This window comes from Arthrobacter sp. MYb229, from assembly GCF_002975405.1.
Taxonomy (GTDB): domain Bacteria; phylum Actinomycetota; class Actinomycetes; order Actinomycetales; family Micrococcaceae; genus Glutamicibacter.
In genome coordinates this window covers 607347-627379 of record NZ_PCPS01000002.1, presented here as the reverse complement: position 1 = coordinate 627379, position 20033 = coordinate 607347, and the positions used below count along the sequence as shown (strand labels likewise).

Below are 20033 nucleotides of genomic sequence, written 5' to 3'. Positions count from 1 at the left end.
ATTCTCTGGGGACATCGGTGACAGTTCTACCTCAGGACATCGGTGACACATCCAAGATTTAAGTGGTGACACTTCCCAAGGATTTTTAACGCTTTCAAACCACACAGCCCACCCGCATGCCTAGGCATTCAGGTGGGCTGATGAACTGGAAAGTGTGAATAGTAATGATCCAGTCAATTCGACGATACGCCTAGCCATCGCGCAATGGCCAGATGGCCCACCTCGTGGCGCAGTCACCGTGTTCTGCCAGGAACACGGAATCACCAGGAACACGTTCTACAAGATCCTCAAAAGGGCACGAACCAACGGAATCGACAGTGCCCTCGAACCATAGTCTCGACGTCCAAGAATCTCACCCAACGCGACGAATGAAACCGTCAAAGACCAGGCCGTCGCGGTACGCAGAGCCTTGGACGAAGCAGGGTGGGATCACGGACCGATCAGTGTGTATGACCGCATGCACCGGCTTGGCATGAATCCTCCATCCACAGCCACACTCGCCAAAATTTTCCAGGAACGCGGCCTAGTTGTTCCGGCACCTGAGAAACGGCCGCGCTCATCGTATAAACGCTTCCGGTACCCAACGCCCAACGCGTGCTGGCAACTAGACGCCACGGAATACACACTGGAATACGGGCGAAAAATCGTGGTGTTTCAACTCGAAGATGACTACTCCCGGCTGATGATCGCATCCCTTGCAGCCAGAAGTGAGAACAGCGATGACGCACTGAAAGTCTTCAAGAACGGCGTCGCTAAGCATGGAATACCTCAACGGTTACTCACTGACAACGGGGAGGCGTTGAATCCGATTCGTAAAGGTATCACCAGCCAACTGGTCGCCTATGCCAACAGTTTGGGCGTCGCGACTATTACCAGCCGTCCTGGTCGGCCCACCACGCAGGGAAAGAACGAACGAGTGCATGGCACGTTGTTCAAGCGACTGAACAAGCTTCAGTACGCCAATAACCTCACCATGTTGCAGGAACAACTAGATGAGTTTGACCAGTACTACAATCACGAGCGGACGCATCAAGCTCTGGAAGGGCGCTGCACCCCTTATGAGGCTTACACTTCTATGCCGGTTGTTGCCGCACCGGACATAGAGTACGCGCAGAAGCACAGCACGAAACCACGTGCCTATTTCTCTGAAAGGGGGCAGACTTTGCAGAAGGTTTCCGCCGGAGAAGCTATTCCCGTTCCCGTTCCGGAAGTATCCGTACCTACCGCACCGCTGAGGCTGCGTTCAACTTTGCATGCTGCGCAAATCGGGGTTGCTGGGGAGCAACAGATGAAGATGAATAAGAACAATTGCTTGGTGATCGACGGGACCATGGTTTACTTCAGCAAAATCATGCGAAACGCCATCGTATGGGTGCGCTGGGGCAATGGTGAATTACTGGTGGTTTCGCAGCAGGGTGAACTTGTTGCTAAGTATGTGTATCCCTTTGAGGCAGGGCTGAAATATCTGGGTTTGAAGAACGCGTTAGCGAAATTCCAGAACGGTTCTCTCGACGATTAGTGTCACCGATGTCTAGAGACATCGAGTGTCACTGATGTCTTCATACAGTTTTGTCACCGATGTCTCCAGACATGACAGCTTTCATTTTAAGACTATGCTTGGTTCTTCTTCATGGCTTCCAGCCGAGCCTCGATTTCAGAAGCACCCGACGCCAATAACAGCCATATCGTTGAATGAACAACCACAGATCAACACTCTTTGATGGCAATCTGCCAATACGTTAGACCTTCTCGTTGTCAGTTGTCGCACTTCTATACTCGTTTAGATTCCGCGCGGAAGCTCCAAATTGACAACGTCATACAGTAAATACTCTCCCCCTGAAGTGCAAAGCAGGCCTGAAAACTCAATCAAGAAATCTAGATAGAACTTTGAATCTGATCGTTCTATTAGTCAGAAATTGCTCCATCAGCCTCGGATGGAATCCTATCTCAGCATAAAAAGATTTACCGTTACTCAAATATTGATACGACTAGGACTTTAAGGTCAAGTTGACTAAAAGATAGAACCTCAATCCCTTGATAGAGGTTGAATGATAGGATTCTATCTGCCAAGATAGTAACCAGATAGCGGCTCACATGGTCCCGCATCTTGATGATAGGAAAGCATAATGGATCTAAACGAAGCAGTTCTCACCACATTGACTGAAACATATGGTCGGACAATAAAGGCAGAACTTAACATCGAGACGCTTCAGAAGCGTGACGCTGAAAAGGACGATCTCATCCAAAAGTTGACCGAGCGTATTGTTGCTCTTGAAAACCTTGCGGGTGCTCCTACCCAGATGCCTGTTGAAGATACCAACGAAACCGAAAAGGTACCAACTACACGTACCGTTGCGATCACTAGCTTGGCTGCTAAGTTAAAGCAAGCAGGACTCGAAGTCTCAATAAAGGGCCATGGCAATCGGGGAAGCAACAAATTGCGGATCGTTGAAAAAGATGGAACAGAACACGCCTTTTATTTAGCTGCGAGCCGCAATTACTTCGATAGCTCAGATAATTTTTCTGCGTGGCACACTCCACGCCCTGAAGACGTTGATAGTGAGCGCTACGAGTCCTTCGTACTCTCGGCAGAAGACGAAACGGGTAACGCTCTCTTCTTTATCTTAACTAGTGAAGAGATGAAGGAAATAGTACGTGACCGACAAATCAATGGCGGTTTCTACCACTTCTATATCGGCCGTTCGCATGGAGACTCAAACACATTCGTTGATCACCGCGGTAGCGAAGAGACTGACTTCACCCCGTATTACTCGGCTTGGGGATCACTAATTCGATAATCATCCGCGGTAGAAATAGAGCGAGTCGGAGAACAAATTTGTTCTCCGACTCGCTCTTTATTTCTCTGGCACTACTATGCTTGGTTCTTCTTCATGGCTTCCAGCCGAGCCTCGATTTCAGACATCTGCGGGGCCTGGGATTCAACGGCTTGCGGTGCTGGGGATTCATCGAGCACGTTCTGCTCGCCCTTCATCGCCGCAAGGCGGGCCTCGATCTCGGTTTCTTCACCTAAATCTTCTAGTGCGGCGAACTGCGAGTCGAGCGAGGAGGCCGCAAGTTCGGAAGCTCCGCGGACCTTGGCTTCGTCCTGGCGGATCTTATCCTCGAAGCGGCTGATCTCCGAGGTTGGATCATTCAGGTCCAAGGCCTTCAGGGTCTCCATCATCTGGCCCTGGGTCTTCGCATTGCGGGCACGAGCGACGAGCTCATCACGCTTGGCGACAAGTTCGACGCGCTTGGCGCCCATGGTGTTCAGCCCGTCCTTGAGCTTGGCCACCACCTCGCGCTGGGAGGCGATGCGCGGAGCGAGGTCCTTGACCTTCTTCTCCGCCGCCATCTGGCGCTGAATCGCGACGGTGGCTAGCTGATTGAACTTCTGCGCATTGGTGGAGTCCCCGGCAGTGGAGAACTCCTCGGCCTTATTCGACGCCGCGAGCGCCTTCTTGCCCCAGGACTTGACCTCTTCCATCGCCTTGGCCTGGTCGTCCTCGGCCATGCGCAGATTGCCGATGGTCTGGGCTACCGCCGATTCGGCTTGGGCAATGTTGTTGGTGTAGTCGCGGACCTGCTGGTCCAGCATCTTCTGTGGATCTTCGAGCGCGTCGAGTGCCGCATTGGCGTTGGCTTTGCCGATCCCGAAAATACGGGCCCAAATTGAGCGTTTCTTGGCCATGGTGCGTCCCTTCGTTAACCGCAGCTTTAACTCTATGCGACGCGGCACCCAGCGCTAAACTGCGCGGCTGAATTCCGCGGTGCGTTGAGCGTGTTTTCCCGGCTCCGCACGGGGTCGGCGTAGTTCTCTAGCTGCCCTCGGCATGGCGGCGGGTCTCCTCTGCAATTTTGACAATGCGCTCGATCACGCTGCGTGTGCTCACCCGGGATTGCGCTTCGGGCCTCGTCAGCACGTCGATATGCCGGCCCAGGGCGAGTGACTGGATCGGGCGCAGCACCACGTGCTCGCGGAAGTATGGGATCAAGCCGGTGTACCGAGGCAGCAGTCCCACCATGCGCGTCTCGGCGATAATGGCCGCCACCAGATTGAACTCATTCACCCGGTGCGTGATCTGGATCGGCGTGCCAGCGCTGGCAAACATCGCCTGGACCAGGAGCGGCTCCAGCGCGAAGCCCTCATGGGCCGCGACCCAGGTCTCCCCCACCAGATCGGGCAGGCTCACCGTCTGCTGTTTCGCCAGCGGATGCTCCCGGTGGATCGCCACGTCGATCGGCTCCTGCAGCACGGGAGTGACATGCACCCGCTGGCCCGGCCAGGGGTCCGAGGCCAGCGGGCGGTGGGCGATCACCACATCGTGGTCGCCGACCAAATCGATGAAACCGTTGATCGACACACCCTCGTCACGGCAGCGCACCGCCGGCCCATCGGGGTCGGCCAGGCTGCTGGCGATCAGCGACGGAAACCAGGCCAGGCCGGCGCTGTGGAAGGCGGTGACTGAAACCGGCTCGCGGCGCGCCAAGAGATACTCCGCCACCGAGTTCTCCGCGCGAGCCAGGGATTCGAGCACCTCGCCGCCGGCATCCGCCAACCGCTCGCCCGCGGGAGTGAGCACCAGCACGCGGCCGCGTTGCTCGGTCAGCGGCAGTTGAACGCCCCGCTGCAGCGAAGCGAGCTGTTGGGATACGGCGGACGGGGACAGATGCAGCGCCTGCGCCACGGCGGTGACCGACCCCCGGTCCCTGAGTTCCCGAAGAGTTCGAAGATGATGCACTTCCATGAAGCTCAGCTTACGCGATAGTGAAGATACTGCCCGTTGTTCTGCATGGAATGCCTCTCTACTGTAAAAGCATGACCTCCGCTTTTCCCCGCCTTCGCCGCGCCCTTCCCGACCTGGTACTCCTGATCGTCGCAATCATGTGGGGCGGAAGCTATCTGGCAACCCAAGACCTGGCGGCGGCCTCCTCGGCAGCTGCGGTGATGTGCGCCCGGTTCCTCCCCTCGGCCGCGATCCTGTTGTGCGTGCATCTGTCCCGTCCCCAATTCAGGCTCCGGGATTCGGCCCTTCCCGGCATGGCGCTGGGCACGCTGCGCGCGGCGACCATCGCTCTGGAGACGATCGGGGTCACGCTCACCAGCGCCACAAACGCGGGACTCATCATCGCTCTGTCCATCCTGCTCACCCCGATCCTCGAATCCGCACTCACCAAAAGACGGCTCTCCCCCTCGCTGGTCGCAAGCATCCTGCTCGCCCTGATCGGGATCATGCTGCTCGTGGGCGGGCAAAGTTTTTCCGAGCTCAACATCGGCGATGGGCTGATGCTCGCCGCGGCGGCAACGCGGGCCCTGCTCGGTGTGGCCGAGGCGCGGTTCACCGTCGGCAAGAACGCCGACGTGCTGGGCTTGACCACGATGGAGATCGTATTTGGCGCGGCCATCTTTGCCGCGTGGGGCGGAAGTTCGCTGCTGGATCACATTCCCGACTTCGGTGCCGCGAATTGGCTCACCATTGGCTATCTCTGCCTCGGCTGCACCATCTTCGCGTTTCTCGGGCAGCTGTGGGCGACGAAGCACACCTCGGCATCACGGGCGGGCATGCTGCTCGGCACGGAACCCGGATGGGCGCTGCTCGTCGGGGTGCTTCTCGCGGGGGAGCGCATCGGCACCCTCGGATACGCTGGTGCCGCGGTGCTGCTCTTTGCAACCTGGTGGGGCGCACGTGCCGAGCGGCGCTGGCGGGGTAGCGGACCGAGCCGCCCGAAGGCCCCCGCACCGGTGGTCCGGGGATGATTGCGCTAGATGCCCGGGGCCGGAAAATACTCCGGCCTGGCACCGCAACGAGATGCCCCGGCGCCGGTGCGACAAGAAATGGCACTGCGGAAAAGCACCGAATCGCCTCGGATGATCATCCGCTACGCGGTGCAGGCCTCGTTAGAGCATCCGGCATCGCGTGGAAGATATGTTTCGGTTTCCTCGACCTTTTCCCACACCACATGCCGGTGCTGTCCGCAGCGCTCGCAAGACGGTGCCAAATACGTGGCCCGTTCCTCCATGGTGTATGCCCGAAAATCGCCCATCTCGACCTCCCATAGTGTGTGCGAGCCCCGCGCTGTCGCAAGTGCCGCATCGTTTGGTGCCTTCACTCTACGCCCGGTTTTCGAACCCGGCTATAGCTACTTTGCTTAGGGCCTCACTAGGGAAGATCCAGGTGCTCTAAGCACAAGGCGGGTTACGGGGCCCTACTGCACACCAGGCTTACGAATCAGGGCCTGCGAAGCTATGATTTCTTGTCATTTTCTTTGCGCACGGTTGCCGACAGCAGGTAGTTCGAGCCCAGCCGTCCCCACTCTATGGTTCCGCCGTCCTCTTCGGTTGCCGTACGCAACCGGGTCAGGCCCTGCCCGGGACGGGCCTGCGGATTAGGCCTAGGAACACCGTTGTTGCGCACCGACACGGTCCAGTGCGGAGTCCCGTTTTCGTCATCGTTCTCGCGGATCCAAATGACTATTTCGCTCGGATCCGCATGCTTAACCGCGTTTGTGGCGGCCTCACGGATAATCCGCATGGCTAGCTGCGGGAAATTCTCGGTTTGCCCAAGCCCCGAACTATGGATGTTCACCTCAATTCCGGCATCGCGCAGCGAGGCGGCAATCCGTTCGACATCTTCGAGGGTGGCAGATAATTCCTCGGGAGGTTCTTGATGCCCCAAGGCATCGAAGGTACGGCGCAGGGCCGTTAACGCCCCGGTCACCGCTTGGCGCACATGAATCAGGCGCAGAGCCGTGCTGGTATCGGTCAGCTCGGAGTCGAGGGCAGCATTAGTATGCAACGAAGCCACCGCAAGGTTGTGGGCAATCTCGTCATGAAGCTGATAGGTCACCCGTGCGCGTTTGGACAACTGCTGCTGTGCCGTTTCCGCGTTCGACGCCCGGCGGGCAACGTGCTCAAGCTGTTCCATATGCTCACGCATGATCTTGCGGTTTGCCCGCAGTTCTCCGAAGGCAACGGCCAGCAGCGCCAGCGCGGCGAAGGCTAGCAGCTCATAATCGAAGATTTCTGCCGGTGTTTGTCGCTGGATCAGCTGTAGCGCCATGCCGAAGAGCAGGATGCCCGCCGCGCTAAGCAACGCGAAGGTGCGGTGTCCGGCACGAGTTGCCCCCGCGAGAAAATAAAGCAGGGGGATAACTAGTGCAATATGCGGCAGTTCAAGCGTTAGCCAGGCACAGATCCCCAGAGCTGCGATGAGCATGATCGCACGCGGAAAACGGTCTTGCAGTACGGAAAGGACGGCGAACCCGACGGCAAGAATTCCGGCAGCGACTACGAGTGCAGGGCCAAGGGATTCTCCCCACCTTGCGGGATCGCCGACGAGGCAGAGGAGCATGACGGCCAGAAATATGGCCGCTGCCCAGAGACTCTTACTGATGCGCAGGCTGCCGTTTTCTTCCACTGCTTCAGTCTATGTCTCTCCCGCCCAAACCTCGGGATCCGAGTAGCTGATTGCAGGTCATCCGATCCGGAATGCTCTTGGCGGGCTAGGCGTCGATGCGAATTGGGGCGCCGTTGTCTTCGACAAAACGAGGCCGGCCCGCCATGATGCCGGTGAAGGTCTGGAAAATGATCACCGCAGCGATCAGCAATAGCGGCGTGGTCCAGGAATTGGTCACCTCGTGGAGGGCTCCGACGAGGAAGGGCCCGGGAATTGCGATCAGGTAGCCCACCGATTGCCCGAAGGTGGAAAGCTTGCTCACCCCGGCCGCGGTATGCGCCTTGAGCCCGATCATGGTCAGCGCTAGTGGGAAGCTCGAACCGCAGATGCCTAAAAGCGCCGCCCAAATAAAGGCTCCCTGCACCGGCGCGATGAATATGCCGATCACCGCCAGTATCCCGGCTATGCCATTGATAATCACCAGCGGCCCCTGGTGCGAAAACCGTGCAGCGAGTGCCGGCATGATGAAGGACAGCGGCACCCCGACGCCGAGGATCACCCCGAGCAATGCCCCGGAATACGCTGGGTTCACGCCGAAGTCGGTGAAGATCTTCGGCGCCCACCCCATGAGGATATAGGCGACGGTTGACTGGGCGCCAAAAAAGAGTGCCACCCACCACGCGGTGGCGTTGCGGCTCATCGGCCCGATCTCCAGGGCGGCGACGGATAGGTTCGAGGAAGGCAGCTGGCGCTGCGCGATCTGATTGCGCAACCCGAAAAAGACTACGACCCAGATGAATACCGCAATCAGCGCAAGTATCGCCCAAATCCCTAGTCCTCGTCGCCAGGCGCCGCCCACTGCCTCGTTTACGGGCACCGCGACGGTTGCGACGACCGAGGCGCCGAGGGCCACCGCGGTGGTGTAGGCGCCGGTGACTATTCCTATTTTTGCGGGGAACCAGCGTTTGACGAGCACCGGCATCAGGATATTGCCGACCGCGATTCCGGCCAGCGCCACCGCGGTAAAGATGAAGAACACCCAGGTATTGGGGGCCACAGAGCGCAGGGCCAGGCCAAGAAGAATTGCCAGCATTGCGGCGATTACGACCACTTCTGGGCCACGTTTTCCGGCCAGCTTGGGTGCAAGCGGCCCGAGCACCGCGAAACAAAGGGGCGGCACGCCGGTGATGAGCCCCGCGACGAAGCCGTTCATGGCCAGACCGTCAATGACCGGGTCCAGTAGCGAACCAAGTGAGGTTACCGCCGGGCGCAGGTTCAACGCCGCGAATACCAAGGCGATGATCAGCAGCGCGCCGAAGCCCTTGGGCAGCACTGGGTGTTTGGAGTCCATGGCTTCATCCTAGCCAGCGAACATCGGGTAACAGGCCCTTGATTACCTCTTACGCAACGGCGGGCGTGAACTCTCAAGTTCACGCCCGCCCTATGGCCAAGCTACTGCCGGTGCTGCTTCTGGCCTTCCATCGCCGAGACGACCAGATTGCTCGCTTCCAGCGCCGCGCCCGCGTCGAGCGCGCCGATCCAGGCCTCGGTGGTTGCCACCGCAGCCCAGTTGGAGTGCAGCAATGCCATCAAGGTTCCATGCACCTGTTGCGCGCTGGCGGAACCCGCCTCGTTGCCGATGTTGATGGCGCCGGTTGCGTCCGAGAGCACTTCGACCTTGAATCCCAGAGGTTCGGCGGCGGCCACGGAACCGATGACGCAGTTGTTCGTCATGTATCCGGTCACCGCGATCGTGTCTATCTCATTTTCGCGCAGCCAGCTTTCGAGCTCGGTGCCGGCAAAAACACTGGCGTAGGCCTTGGTGAAGACCTTCGCGGCCTTGTCTGCACGCCGTTCGATTTCAGGGTTCAATTTGAAGGTTGCCGAACCATCTGCGAACACCGGCGCTTCGGACGGAAGCTGGTGCTGCACGATATATACCGGAATTCCGGCGCTCTGCGCGGCGTCGATCGCCTGGGCGGTGCGAGCCAGGGACTGTTCGCGTGGCGGGTACTGGATCTGCAGCAGGCCTTCGAAGTATTCCTGCTGGACGTCGATGACAATCAGGGCACGGCGTGGGGTGTTCATATTCTTCTCCTATTTTCTGTCGGGTATAGCGAATGAATCGGATGCAGGCGGGCTACGCCCCGTAGTGCTTGGCCAGCAGCTCCAGGGTGTTGATCTCCGCCTCTGCCGAGTAGGCCCCAATGACCAGCATGATCTCGTCAACTCCGGTTTGTTCTTGGAGTCGTTCGAGGCGCCCTGCCACGGTGGCTGCGGTGCCGGTGAAGGCACGGTCGGTGTACATCTCGATGATGGACCGTTCGTTGAGCGTTCCGTCGAAGGCCGCGACCTCTTCGGGGGAGAACAGCGTGAAGGATTCGCGCTTGAACATGCGCAGCATCGCCATGGCCATGCTGGAGGCCTGGCGCTTGGCCTCGTTCGGGTCTTCGTCGGCAACCGCGGTGACGCTGACCATGGAGTAAGGAGCGTCGAGCACCGCGGAGGGTTCGAAATTGTCCCGGTAGATGCGCAGCGCGGTGTCGATGTCGGCATCCCCGAATTGCAGGGCGAAGGCATAGGGGCGGCCGAGCTTTGCCGCCAGTTGAGCGGAGTACGGCGAGGAGCCGAGCATCCAAAGCTCGGTAGCTAGCTGCGGGTGCTGGACCCGGTTTTCCTTGGCCTGCCACGGGCCGGGGACCGCATGGACGGTGCTGTAGGGATGCCCCTCGGGGAAATCGTCATTCATGAATCCCACCAGCTCGGCAACCTGCTGGGCGAAGTTGTCATTCGCTCCTTCGCCCCGACGCAGCGCGGCGGCCGTTGCATGATCGGTGCCCGGCGCCCTGCCGAGCCCGAGATCGATGCGCCCGGGGGCCAGCGCGTCCAGCGTTCCGAATTGCTCAGCGATGACCAGCGGCGCGTGGTTCGGGAGCATCACGCCGCCGGCGCCTAGCCGGATTCGCTCGGTTTCTGCGATCAGGCGCGAAAGCACCAGCGGAGGTGAGGACACCGCCAGCCCCGGCATCGCGTGGTGCTCAGACATCCAGAAGCGGTGGTAGCCCAGTTCGTCTGCTTTTCGTGCGAGCTTGATCAGCGCACTAAAGCCTTCTTGGGCGGTGCGTCCCACTCCAACGCTGCCACCGGTATGGGCATTGAGCGCAAAGGGTGCGGATCCGAACATTGGTGCGGGGTACAAGTAAAACCTCTTTATCACGGATAAAATCTATTTCTAGCGTGATATCAAAGTAACACGACCTCACGATAAATATCTACTGATACCATGAGATACATGTCCGAAGCATTGCTACCCCCAGCCCCCGGCACACAAAAGCACCTGAGCCTCGACCTGGTCAACAGCGTGCTCCACCTACCCGGCGGGAAGATTGTCGACGAGCTGGATTCCCCAGAGGAAACGACCGCCTGGCTCAAGAGGCGCGAGCTGGTTGACGAAGATGCCGCATTGCAGTCCTACTGCCAGAACAGGCTCAGCGGATTGCGCGCAGACCTGCGTGAAGCCTTCTCCATGAGCGCAGCGCAACAGCCTTTCGATCCGCAGATACTGGAGCGGTTAAACAAGGCGCTAACCGCGGCCCCGCATATTCCGCTGCTGCGCTACTCCCCCGACAACGGGTTCTACCGCTCGACGGAGCACCCGGTCACGCGCCTGGTGGAATATGCGATGTCGGTGATCACCGAAGATGCCGCGACGCTTCTAGCTTCGGAAGAGTCAGCGTTACTGGCACAATGCGAGGCCGAGCCCTGCCAGCGGTTCTTGCTGAGAACCCATGGGCGGCGGCAGTGGTGCTCGACCCGCTGCGGGGACCGAGTCCGCGCCGCTCGTGCTTATGCACGCAAACGCGAGAAGGCGTTAAAGAGCTCAGCCTAGGCTGAGGCCTAGGCTGAAAACTGCCGGATGCAGATGCCTACAGGCTACGCGGCGGGAATTTCTTGTACTTGCGGTAGTGGTTGACCGCATTGAGCACCAGGTAGAACTTCCGGCGAGGATGCTTCTCTGCCTTGAATTTCAGCGGGTTGGAAACCTTCCCGGACTTCAGCAATGCGGCAGCCTTCTGCCCGGTTTCGCTATCCAAGAAGCGGCGCAGCAAATGGTGCGGGAGCACGGTGAACAGATGCTGGCGGCTTAGCTGCAAGATTCCGATCCCGGTATCGAGGACCGCATCGGTGTGCGGGTCTGAGCGATCAAACTCGACGCCAAGGAACTCGGTGACGTAAAAACGCGCAGGATTAACTCCGGCCGCGGTCAGGTAATAATGATTGCGTCCCAGACGAGGATTGATTTCAAAGAATTTGATGGATCCATCGCGGTGGTCGTATTTGGCATCGATCATCGCGATCCCCTGCCAGCCGAGTTCTTCGAGCAGGCGCGCACCATCTTGGGACATCTGGTCATGCTGCCCGGTGACGATGGCTGCGGAATTACCGAGCACCAGCGGCGCGTGCTCTTCGACCACCACCTCGCCGTATCCGGCGAAGATGACCTTCTTGTCCTGAGTGGCGAAATAAGTGCACAGACGCATCGCGTCATCCGAACCGGGAATGTATTCCTGCAGGATATACCCCGAGGTGTAGCCGCTCGCGTCGATACGAGTGAGCAGGTCCTCAAGTTCGGCGATGCTCCGCAGGGTGTGGATTTTCTGCTTGCCTTCGAACTTGGCGGCGATCCAGTCCCCCGAGCTCGAGGGCTTGCCGATCAGCGGGAAGGTCAGCGACTGCGCCAATTCCTGCAGGTCTTCTCCGGCCCGGTAAACGGCGGTGCGCGGGTGCGCAATTCCCAGCCGGTCGGCGAGCGCGTAGAAGTTCTCCTTCAGCGCGGCGCCTTCGATGGTTCCCAGTTCCGGGTAAGGGATGACAAAATATTCACTCAACACCGCACGGTGTTCGGCGATCAGCATGATATGGAAATCGAGGGAACCGAAGAGCATCAGCGGTCGATCCACTTCGGCGTTAAGCTCTTGGGCCAGGGAGATGAGTTCTTCAACTACCCGCCCCTGGTCAACCATGGACCCGATGGGATGCAGTTCGATGGCCACCGAGTGCTCGATTACCCCGTTGCCTGAGGCAGGCACAACGACCGAGCGCACCTGGTATGCCTCATAGAATTCGCGGGCGAGGGTGTAGGTGCCGATATCTCCGCCAAGAATAACGGGAACGAAAGGCTGAGAATTCTCGATTGCCATAAGGTTTTTGGTTCCTACTTCTGTCGCCAGTTCATGTACTTCTCAAATGCCCAGGCAAGTGGTTTGTTGAGCGCCAGATCCCATTCGCCATTGGTTTGCACGATATCGCAGCCGGTGTTGGTCTTGAACTTGGTCAGCCCTGCCAGATGGTGTGCGCTATCCAAGGTGGCGCTCACCCCGCCCTGGTCCAGGTACCTGCATCCAGCCTCGGTGGAATCCGAAATCATGTGATGCATCAGAGCCTTGGGCGCGAAGAGCTTGCGCTGTTCGGAAGACGAGGCGCCGTAGAGATACCACGCAAGGTTGCTTGAGCGCAGCACAATAGCCGAAGCCAGGTCGACGCCCTCGTGGCTAGCGATGTAGAGGGTGCAGGAGCCGGGTACCGCAGCATTAAGTACCGTGTGCATCTTTTCGAAATAGCTCAGCGGGCGACCGGTGAACTCTTGGCGTTCGGCCGTGTGGTTATACAGTGCATGGAAGCGTGCCATGTCCTGGGTATCGCCGATTTCAACCTTGAGCTCGCTCTTGAGCGACTTACGCGTTTCGTTGCGAGTGGATGAGGAGTAGGAAGCCATGACCTGCTCGGTATCCAGCTGGTTTCCCTCGGCATCTTGTAGCGCAACCCGGGCCACGTACTCCGGTTGCCCCGCGGCGAAGTCCATTCCGACGTCCTGCTTGGTGAATCCCAAGTCGCCGAGCGCCTCGTTGAGCTTGTGGGCTTCTTCACTGACCGACACGGTTTCCAGGTCCGCTAATGAAGCAAGCTCTTCCTTACCAAATGCTTTTCGCACAGCCGCCGCACCCCAGGTGCGCATCGCCAGCCCTGGGCCGAGGCGCAGCTGGAAGGCGCCGCGGTTTTTCAGATAGCTAGCGAGAATAGAAAGCACACCCTGCGGGTCATAGGTTGTGAAATCAATGACCGGGCCGTCGGGTATGTAGGCGAGGGTCTTTTTGATCACCGGCGCATGGCGGTGCAGGACCAGGGCGACTCCAACGAGGGTGTCACTTTCGAACCAACCGAGCGATTCGCCCCGCCATCCCCCCTTGACCTGCGCCCATTCGGGACGCTGAAGGAAGCTGACATCTTGCGCAGTTGCAAGGAACGCGGAGTGCTCGGTGCTGGATATCGGACGCACGCGAAGTTCATTGTGGCTCACACGTAGAAGCCTATCGTGGTTTGCGCACCGCCCCCGGGTTGAGACATACCGCCAGCGGCCCTCGCGCCCAAGAACACTCGCAGGATCACTGGCAGAAACCAACTGGTGCGCGGTGCCAGGCTGTGAGCAATTGGACACGCGCGCTTGCCGGAAACCAGTTGCAGACGTGAGCCGTGGCGGACAGAACTCGCAGGACGCGCCTTGGCCCATGATTTCCAAGGGCCGGCAACGAGCCAGAGAAGCCCATGCGGAGACTAAGTCCTGCAAATAATTTTCTTACCGAAAGTCACCATTGAGGCCACGTGCAATTCATACCCCTCGGGGGTATAATTGATGTATGGACTCTCAAACTAAGCAGGCGCAACCCACGGCACCCCACGGATACACTCCTGAAAAGGAGGCGCTGCGAAAGCGCTTGAACCGTATCGAAGGCCAGGTGCGCGGAGTTGCCCGCATGGTTGATGAGGACAAGTATTGCATTGATATTCTCACCCAGATCTCAGCCATCAACGCAGCCTTGCACAAGGTCAGCCTCCAACTAGTCGAAGACCACATCGGCCACTGCGTGGTGGGTGCCGCCGAGGAATCAATCCAGTCCGGGGATGCGAGCATCGTTCAAGACAAGATCTCGGAAGCCACCGCAGCCATCTCCCGGTTGCTGCGCTGATCCTCGAAGACCTTCCAACCTTTTCCACGAAAGAGATCCAAACATGAGCCATGCCTGCAACTGCGGATGTTCCGATAACTCGAAGTCCACCAGCCAAGGACTGCAGATCATTCCGCGTCCGGAGGCTACCCCCATCATCAGCCAGACCGAACTGAAGATCTCGGGAATGACCTGCGGCCATTGCGTCTCTTCGGTAACTGAAGAACTCAACGAAATCCCCGAGGTCCAGAACGTCGAGATCATCTTGGACGCGAAGGGGATCTCCACGGCAATCCTCAGCACCAGCGGCGCCGTTGAGCAGGAAATCATACGCAACGCGATCGAAGAAGCCGGGTACACCCTCGAATCCGTCGGCAACTAGGAACCCACCGCGCAGGCGCGGATGCGGGACGAGCGTTCTACAGACCCTCGATACGATTCCCACTCCGCCGGGAACACAATCATCCCCCTGGTGGCTTGCTAGCCCTGGTCACCACTCACCGGCAATCACGCATCTCACCGAGGCAACCAGGCTTAACGTGACACGGGGTGGCGCCGGGCAGCCCGTGAGATCGTCTTCACCACCATCAACGCCAGCAGAAGAACACCTACATACCCGTTGATGACATAGACAACGTTGACCATTTGCGAGAATGGCAGCATCAGCCCGATAACCGTTCCTAGTACTGCCAAGGTGATGGTCAGGTACTTAAATCGGAGAGTCTTGTCGGCAAAGAATCGCGAAGACACGGTCCACAGCAGCGGGACCGCGGTGGTATAGATTCCGGCGAGAATCATGACCGAAATTCCTGCGGCAAGTACGGGGCTAATATCCTTCGCCAGCACCAGCATGGGAATCTCGGTTCCACCCACCCGGGTGATATTGGCCAGCAGCCCCAGCCCGACGACAACGCAGGCCAGCGAGAACACCACCGCACCGGTAATTCCACCTGCAACCGCCTCCTTGCGGCTTCTCGCCGTCTTGCCCAAGGCGGTAAGGAAGGCCGCCAGCCACAGCATGCAGAAACCCACGTAGGAAAGTCCAGCCATGAACCAGTTTGTGGATGCCTGGGTAAGGTCCAGCCCTGGAAGCAACTGGTGTCCTTCAGAGATCCCGGCTGGATTACGCAGAATCGCCAACAGTCCAAGCCCAATAGCCACCACAACAACCAGCGGTCCGATCTTGCCGATGACGTCAACCAGACTCTTCAGGCCAAACCAGACGCTGATGCCGACCGCAACAGCCAAACCGATGCCGCCAATAAACTTCGACAATCCGTAGTGCTCCTCGAATACGGCGCCCGCGCCGGCTACCATTACCGTGAAGCTAAGGAAGACGAACAGTATTGAGAAAAAGTCGAAGAAGTACCCCAAGTGCTTTCCGCAGTAATAGCGGAAGATGTGCGACGGGCGATCATATTTCTTTGCCTGCCCGACAACGAAGAACTCCACTGCTACATACGTCATGAGCACGAGAACCAGCAGCCCGGTGCCAAAGACTCCCCAGTAGCCGTACGAGGTGAAGTACTGCAAAATCTCTTGGCCTGTAGCAAAACCTGAGCCGATCAAAAACGCCATTATTGCCCCGGCGTAGGTCAAGACCCGGAAGAAGCTGCCTTTTTCAACCGTTGCTAAATGCGCTCGGGTAACGACCTTATCTGACATGTAGATTCCCTCTCAGAAGGTTCACTCGACACCGCACATTCGATATCGAACCTCATATATCAAAATGTGATTAAAGGTATATCTCAAACGTGACGCAGTCAACATTCGGGAAGGCTGGAAGCGCGCAGGACCAATGTCATGGACCGCGAAAATCCGATCCCGCACCCGGCAAACCAGAATTTCCCACGAAACGGAGATTAGGATCACCGGGCAGGTTCACCTCTTCGACTCCTGCCGTGCACGTTTCGTCCATTCGCGCTGTGCATCCTCGAGGTATTGCCCGCCAACCCGGGCGATCACACTCGCACAGGAGAATTGCTCATGCACAAGCCCACCGCCGTCGCGCTCGCGGCCGCCGTTCTGCTCCCTCTGGCCTTCGCGCCTGCTACACCGGCGGCAGCCCTGCCAGCCAGCGACCCCATGTCCTTCCCAGCGTCCACCGCCAAATCTCCAGAACTCGGATTTCGTGTTCTGCCCTACCTGCAGGCACCAGGCTCGACCTCGATGACCATCAACTGGATCAGCGAAACCGATCAGCCAGGAACCCTCTCAGTCCAGGGGCCGGGTCTCGGCAATCAGCCTGGCAAAGGAAATAGCAGCGTCCAACGCAGCGAGCCTGAATACCTGGACTTGATGGAGTACACCCAGGCAGAACTGGATCAACACATCCCCGGACTTGAACAGGGCTCCTGGCTGAAGTCGAATTCCAATTACAAGCATTCGGTGACCATTGAGGGCCTCAAACCAGGCAAGAAATACAACTACACCGTGACCCAATCAGGACAGACGCATACTGCCGCTTTCGAAACAGCGCCAGATGGAAAATCCTGGAAGAACATCCGCATTGTCGCCTTCTCCGACTCGGAGACCGAACCGCGCGGACGCACCGAGCACCGTGAATGGGAGCTTTCCCCGGTCAACGGATATACCTCCGAGTCCTTGCAGCGCCCAGGCGACGGATCGCAATGGGCCGAGACTTTCGGAATGACCACCCGGTATGGCCAGCCGACCTTGCGCTATCCGCTGGACCAGTCCACCGCTTTCAACGAAAACCTCAAGCATGTTCAGGCTGCCAACCCGGATCTGGTCATGATGGCCGGGGACCTGACACAGGGCTCGGGATACCAACCGGCATGGGATGAGTTCTTCGGACATGTCGCCGGGGAACACTCCGATCTAGCCTCCAATGTTCCGTTGCTTCCGGCATTGGGCAACTGGGAAACCTATGCGGCCCTGAACGGTGGCTACGGTTCGGACGCAGACCGCACCCCCGCGGTAATTTCACGCAACCGCTTCCTGGATTATTTCTCCTTGCCGCAGGACCCGGAGCACCCCGAACACAAGGGCTCCTACTACCGGGTGGATCATGGGCCGGTCACCGTCCTGACCTTGGACTCCACCAATGGCCGACCCGATGAGAACACCGACACCGGCACCTTGTCCGGCGAAAAATTCTCCGGGGACGACACCAACCTGACCGCCGAGAACCAGTCCACCGACACCCAGGGGCAATTCACCTTTGAATCCTACGTTCAGGGCTTCAAGGATCTTTTCCCCGGCTCAACCGAGCAAGAGGTTGACCTGCCGAATATGGATGCGCAGTCCGCCCAATGGGACTGGACCGAGAAGCAATTGGCCGAAGCCCGCGCCGACGGCCAGATTGTGCTCGTCCAATTCCACCATTCGGCTTATTCCAACGGTGTGCACGGCACCCCACCGAACCATGAGCACCCCGATAACCAGTCCGGCACCGCAATGCGTGCCTACTCGCCAATGTTCGAGGATCATGGTGTCGCCGCAGTCATCTCCGGCCATGATGAAATGTTCGAGCGCTCTTGGGTAGATGCGGACGGCGACGGACGAGGCTTCCATTCCTATGATGTGGGGGTGGCCGCCGACGGCCTGCGTGGCGAAAAGTTGGTGCAGAATGCTCAGGGCGAGTACGAACCGCTCCGCTTCAACTCGCATTCACAGTGGTCAGCCCCGGCAGATCAGCCAGAGACCTGGAAAGAGGATGAAAACGGCGTAGCACAGCTCGTATCCGGCGGTCTGCACTACGGACACCTGCAAATCGACATCGCGAAGAAGGCCAAAGGAGCAGAGCTCACTTTGACCCCGGTATACGTCTTCCCGAAGTTGGATTCGGAATACCAGCTTGAACACACCGAACGACGCGTATACGACGATGTGGTGACCTTCCCGGTCGGCCAGGACGGCGCGCCTTTGGCGAAGTAGCCACAGGCCAATTGCTGCTAGGTGGCGCAAGTTGTCTTGGCGCAGATGCCACCGATGATAGAACATTAGAACAGGCAGTGAGCAATTGACTGCCTGTTCTAAGCAATTACCTCTAGCTGGACTCACGGTTGGTGCATCCATGAAAGTAGGACAACAGATGAACGAACAACGAGTATTCCACGCGGTGGTGGGCAAACAAGCAGGTTGGTGGAACATCTGGGTCCCGGAACTGGACCATGTCACCTCCACTCGGAAGTCCCGCAAGATTGCCGGATACACCCGCACCCTCATCTCGGCAGTTCTCGGCATCCCGGAATCGTCCTTCCGCGTGGAGCGCGAGATGGTTTCCGCCGAGGAATTTGAACGCCGCTACACCGAAGCGGTGTTGGCAACCGACCCGCAGGAAAAGAAGTAGATCCAGCGCAACCCCTTCTTCAACCGTCACACGGCTACCGCTACCTATGCTCCATAGGCTCCGGTAGCCGTTGTTGTTTCAGGCCTCCGAGAAGATGGCTCGAGCAGGCTCGTTTTCACCCTCGTGCCATGCTCCTGTTGCCGGCGCTTAACCCCTGCCGCGTAGCGTGGCAGAGGTCTTTTCAGCTTCGCCTCGCATCGAAAATTAGGAGTGAACCATGCGTAATCGATTCCTACCCGGTCTCGCCGCTCTAGCCTGCGCAATTCTCGTCGCCCCGGCGGCCCCAGCAATTGCGAATTCCGCGGGCTCCGCAGAGTCTGCTTACACTTTTGGTGTCATTGGAGACATCCCTTACGGCGCAGCCCAGCTGGCCGAATTCCCCAGCATGGTCAGTGAACTCAACGAGCAAGACGAGCTTCGCTTCATTGCCCACGTTGGAGATATCAAGGCAGGTTCCGAGCGGTGCACCGACGAACGCCTGGGCCTAGTCAGGAAGGAACTGGACAGACTTCAAACTCCGCTGGTATTCACCCCGGGCGACAACGAATGGGTTGACTGCCACCGTGCCAATAACGGTGCCTACAACCCGTTGGAGCGATTGTATACCCTGCGTGAGATGTTCTTCCCGGTCGAAAACAAGACCTTGGGCGGCACCATGCGGGTAGATTCCCAGGCTGACATCGGTTTACCGGAAAACGTTCAATTCACGAAGAACCGTATCGCCTTCTCCGTGGTGAACGTCCAAGGATCCAATAACTCCTTGGCTCCGTGGACTGGGCTCGGACTGACCGAACCAACCTCCGAACAGCTGGAAGAAGTCGCGCTGCGCACCGAAGCCAACCTCGACCAACTGGCCGAAACATTCGCCAATGCGAAACGATCCCAGGCGCGCGCCGTAGTGGTGATGACCCAGGCAGATATGTTCACCCCCGGGTTCGAAGATGATTCCCTGGCAAACCCCGAATCCGTTTCAGGCTTCAAGTCGTTCGTCGAGGCCCTGGCCAACGAGTCAGCAGCCTTCGGCGGACCGGTGTATCTGGTCAATGGCGACAGCCACGTGTTCAACGAAGATGCGCCGCTGGCCGCCGGTTCACCGTGGCTAGAGGTCTACGGCGTTGACCCGGTTCCGAACTTGCAGCGGGTCACCGTCGAGGGCGCCGCAACATCAAGAGAGTGGCTGCGCGTGAGCGTCGCGCCGAACTCAGCACAGGGTGCAGAAATTCTCAGCTGGGAGCGTGTTCCCTTCACCAACTAATTTCGTCGAGGAGGCGCCGCCCTAGCGCATCCGCTCAGCGTGCAAAGCGAATAAGCACCGCG

Annotated in this window: 17 protein-coding genes and 1 pseudogene; 9 read left to right on the top strand and 9 right to left on the bottom strand. The window is 58.6% G+C overall.

Annotated elements, in window-relative coordinates; all coding sequences use genetic code 11:
* The first annotated feature begins 154 nt into the window (after positions 1–154).
* Together CQ019_RS09225 and CQ019_RS09220 are read left to right on the top strand one after the other, a co-directional pair.
* Positions 155–1519: pseudogene (locus CQ019_RS09225) on the top strand (integrase core domain-containing protein).
* 607 nt (positions 1520–2126) lie between these two features.
* Positions 2127–2798 (top strand): hypothetical protein, encoded by a 672-nt coding sequence (locus tag CQ019_RS09220; RefSeq protein WP_105569538.1) that lies wholly within the window; start codon positions 2127–2129, stop codon positions 2796–2798.
* Positions 2799–2872: 74 nt separating this feature from the next.
* On the opposite strand, the gene CQ019_RS09215 is transcribed toward CQ019_RS09220, so the two are convergent.
* Together CQ019_RS09215 and CQ019_RS09210 are read right to left on the bottom strand one after the other, a co-directional pair.
* On the bottom strand, positions 2873–3691 hold the full coding sequence (locus CQ019_RS09215) for a PspA/IM30 family protein (RefSeq protein ID WP_105569537.1): 819 nt from the start codon (positions 3689–3691) through the stop codon (positions 2873–2875).
* A 127-nt stretch (positions 3692–3818) separates the two neighbouring features.
* A complete protein-coding gene (locus CQ019_RS09210) occupies positions 3819–4742 on the bottom strand; it encodes a LysR family transcriptional regulator (RefSeq protein ID WP_219844253.1) in 924 nt (307 codons plus the stop codon).
* Positions 4743–4819: 77 nt separating this feature from the next.
* Between CQ019_RS09210 and CQ019_RS09205 the strand changes: the two genes are divergently transcribed.
* A complete protein-coding gene (locus CQ019_RS09205) occupies positions 4820–5758 on the top strand; it encodes a DMT family transporter (RefSeq protein WP_181148356.1) in 939 nt (312 codons plus the stop codon).
* Positions 5759–6245: 487 nt separating this feature from the next.
* Here the strand turns inward: CQ019_RS09205 and CQ019_RS09200 are convergent, their stop codons facing one another.
* The 4 genes from CQ019_RS09200 to CQ019_RS09185 form a co-directional block, all read right to left on the bottom strand.
* Entirely contained in the window at positions 6246–7418 is a 1173-nt protein-coding gene (locus CQ019_RS09200; RefSeq protein ID WP_105569535.1) for a histidine kinase, read from the bottom strand.
* Positions 7419–7503: 85 nt separating this feature from the next.
* Positions 7504–8748 (bottom strand): MFS transporter, encoded by a 1245-nt coding sequence (locus CQ019_RS09195; RefSeq protein ID WP_105569534.1) that lies wholly within the window; start codon positions 8746–8748, stop codon positions 7504–7506.
* Between the two features lie 101 nt (positions 8749–8849).
* Positions 8850–9485, bottom strand: a complete 636-nt coding sequence (locus tag CQ019_RS09190; RefSeq protein WP_105569533.1) for an isochorismatase family protein — start codon at positions 9483–9485, stop codon at positions 8850–8852.
* A gap of 52 nt (positions 9486–9537) precedes the next feature.
* Entirely contained in the window at positions 9538–10596 is a 1059-nt protein-coding gene (locus CQ019_RS09185; RefSeq protein WP_258133891.1) for an LLM class flavin-dependent oxidoreductase, read from the bottom strand.
* Positions 10597–10689: 93 nt separating this feature from the next.
* Here CQ019_RS09185 and CQ019_RS09180 point away from each other — a divergent pair, with 93 nt between their 5' ends.
* Positions 10690–11286: an ABATE domain-containing protein gene (locus tag CQ019_RS09180; RefSeq protein ID WP_105569531.1), complete on the top strand. Its 597-nt coding sequence runs from the start codon at positions 10690–10692 to the stop codon at positions 11284–11286.
* Between the two features lie 37 nt (positions 11287–11323).
* On the opposite strand, the gene CQ019_RS09175 is transcribed toward CQ019_RS09180, so the two are convergent.
* Both CQ019_RS09175 and CQ019_RS09170 read right to left on the bottom strand, forming a co-directional pair.
* Positions 11324–12598, bottom strand: a complete 1275-nt coding sequence (locus CQ019_RS09175) for a carbamoyl-phosphate synthase (RefSeq protein WP_105569530.1) — start codon at positions 12596–12598, stop codon at positions 11324–11326.
* A 14-nt stretch (positions 12599–12612) separates the two neighbouring features.
* The gene (locus CQ019_RS09170; protein WP_105569529.1) at positions 12613–13755 is read right to left on the bottom strand and encodes a peptidoglycan bridge formation glycyltransferase FemA/FemB family protein; all 1143 of its coding nucleotides are present in this window, start codon (positions 13753–13755) and stop codon (positions 12613–12615) included.
* 337 nt (positions 13756–14092) lie between these two features.
* On the opposite strand from CQ019_RS09170, the gene CQ019_RS09165 reads away from it, so the two are divergent.
* Both CQ019_RS09165 and CQ019_RS09160 read left to right on the top strand, forming a co-directional pair.
* Entirely contained in the window at positions 14093–14422 is a 330-nt protein-coding gene (locus tag CQ019_RS09165) for a metal-sensitive transcriptional regulator (protein ID WP_096286191.1), read from the top strand.
* Positions 14423–14465: 43 nt separating this feature from the next.
* Complete coding sequence (locus CQ019_RS09160; protein WP_105569528.1) at positions 14466–14783, top strand: heavy-metal-associated domain-containing protein; 318 nt, start codon at positions 14466–14468, stop codon at positions 14781–14783.
* Between the two features lie 152 nt (positions 14784–14935).
* Here CQ019_RS09160 and CQ019_RS09155 read toward each other — a convergent pair whose 3' ends face one another.
* Complete coding sequence (locus CQ019_RS09155) at positions 14936–16066, bottom strand: hypothetical protein (RefSeq protein ID WP_105569527.1); 1131 nt, start codon at positions 16064–16066, stop codon at positions 14936–14938.
* A 321-nt stretch (positions 16067–16387) separates the two neighbouring features.
* Here CQ019_RS09155 and CQ019_RS09150 point away from each other — a divergent pair, with 321 nt between their 5' ends.
* From CQ019_RS09150 to CQ019_RS09140, 3 genes are all read left to right on the top strand, one after another.
* Positions 16388–18301 (top strand): metallophosphoesterase, encoded by a 1914-nt coding sequence (locus CQ019_RS09150; RefSeq protein WP_105569526.1) that lies wholly within the window; start codon positions 16388–16390, stop codon positions 18299–18301.
* Between the two features lie 157 nt (positions 18302–18458).
* The gene (locus CQ019_RS09145) at positions 18459–18716 is read left to right on the top strand and encodes a hypothetical protein (RefSeq protein WP_105569525.1); all 258 of its coding nucleotides are present in this window, start codon (positions 18459–18461) and stop codon (positions 18714–18716) included.
* A gap of 217 nt (positions 18717–18933) precedes the next feature.
* Positions 18934–19971 (top strand): metallophosphoesterase, encoded by a 1038-nt coding sequence (locus tag CQ019_RS09140; protein WP_105569524.1) that lies wholly within the window; start codon positions 18934–18936, stop codon positions 19969–19971.
* The last annotated feature ends 62 nt before the right edge of the window (positions 19972–20033 follow it).

What these genes read in the sequence shown, in the direction of transcription:
- CQ019_RS09195 (WP_105569534.1), bottom strand. Translation starts at nt 8,748, where the DNA reads ATGGACTCCAAACACCCAGTGCTGCCCAAGGGCTTCGGCGCGCTGCTG.
- CQ019_RS09140 (WP_105569524.1), top strand. Translation starts at nt 18,934, where the DNA reads ATGCGTAATCGATTCCTACCCGGTCTCGCCGCTCTAGCCTGCGCAATT.
- CQ019_RS09145 (WP_105569525.1), top strand. Translation starts at nt 18,459, where the DNA reads ATGAACGAACAACGAGTATTCCACGCGGTGGTGGGCAAACAAGCAGGT.
- CQ019_RS09220 (WP_105569538.1), top strand. Translation starts at nt 2,127, where the DNA reads ATGGATCTAAACGAAGCAGTTCTCACCACATTGACTGAAACATATGGT.
- CQ019_RS09180 (WP_105569531.1), top strand. Translation starts at nt 10,690, where the DNA reads ATGTCCGAAGCATTGCTACCCCCAGCCCCCGGCACACAAAAGCACCTG.
- CQ019_RS09190 (WP_105569533.1), bottom strand. Translation starts at nt 9,485, where the DNA reads ATGAACACCCCACGCCGTGCCCTGATTGTCATCGACGTCCAGCAGGAA.
- CQ019_RS09215 (WP_105569537.1), bottom strand. Translation starts at nt 3,691, where the DNA reads ATGGCCAAGAAACGCTCAATTTGGGCCCGTATTTTCGGGATCGGCAAA.
- CQ019_RS09165 (WP_096286191.1), top strand. Translation starts at nt 14,093, where the DNA reads ATGGACTCTCAAACTAAGCAGGCGCAACCCACGGCACCCCACGGATAC.
- CQ019_RS09205 (WP_181148356.1), top strand. Translation starts at nt 4,820, where the DNA reads ATGACCTCCGCTTTTCCCCGCCTTCGCCGCGCCCTTCCCGACCTGGTA.
- CQ019_RS09155 (WP_105569527.1), bottom strand. Translation starts at nt 16,066, where the DNA reads ATGTCAGATAAGGTCGTTACCCGAGCGCATTTAGCAACGGTTGAAAAA.
- CQ019_RS09160 (WP_105569528.1), top strand. Translation starts at nt 14,466, where the DNA reads ATGAGCCATGCCTGCAACTGCGGATGTTCCGATAACTCGAAGTCCACC.
- CQ019_RS09175 (WP_105569530.1), bottom strand. Translation starts at nt 12,598, where the DNA reads ATGGCAATCGAGAATTCTCAGCCTTTCGTTCCCGTTATTCTTGGCGGA.
- CQ019_RS09150 (WP_105569526.1), top strand. Translation starts at nt 16,388, where the DNA reads ATGCACAAGCCCACCGCCGTCGCGCTCGCGGCCGCCGTTCTGCTCCCT.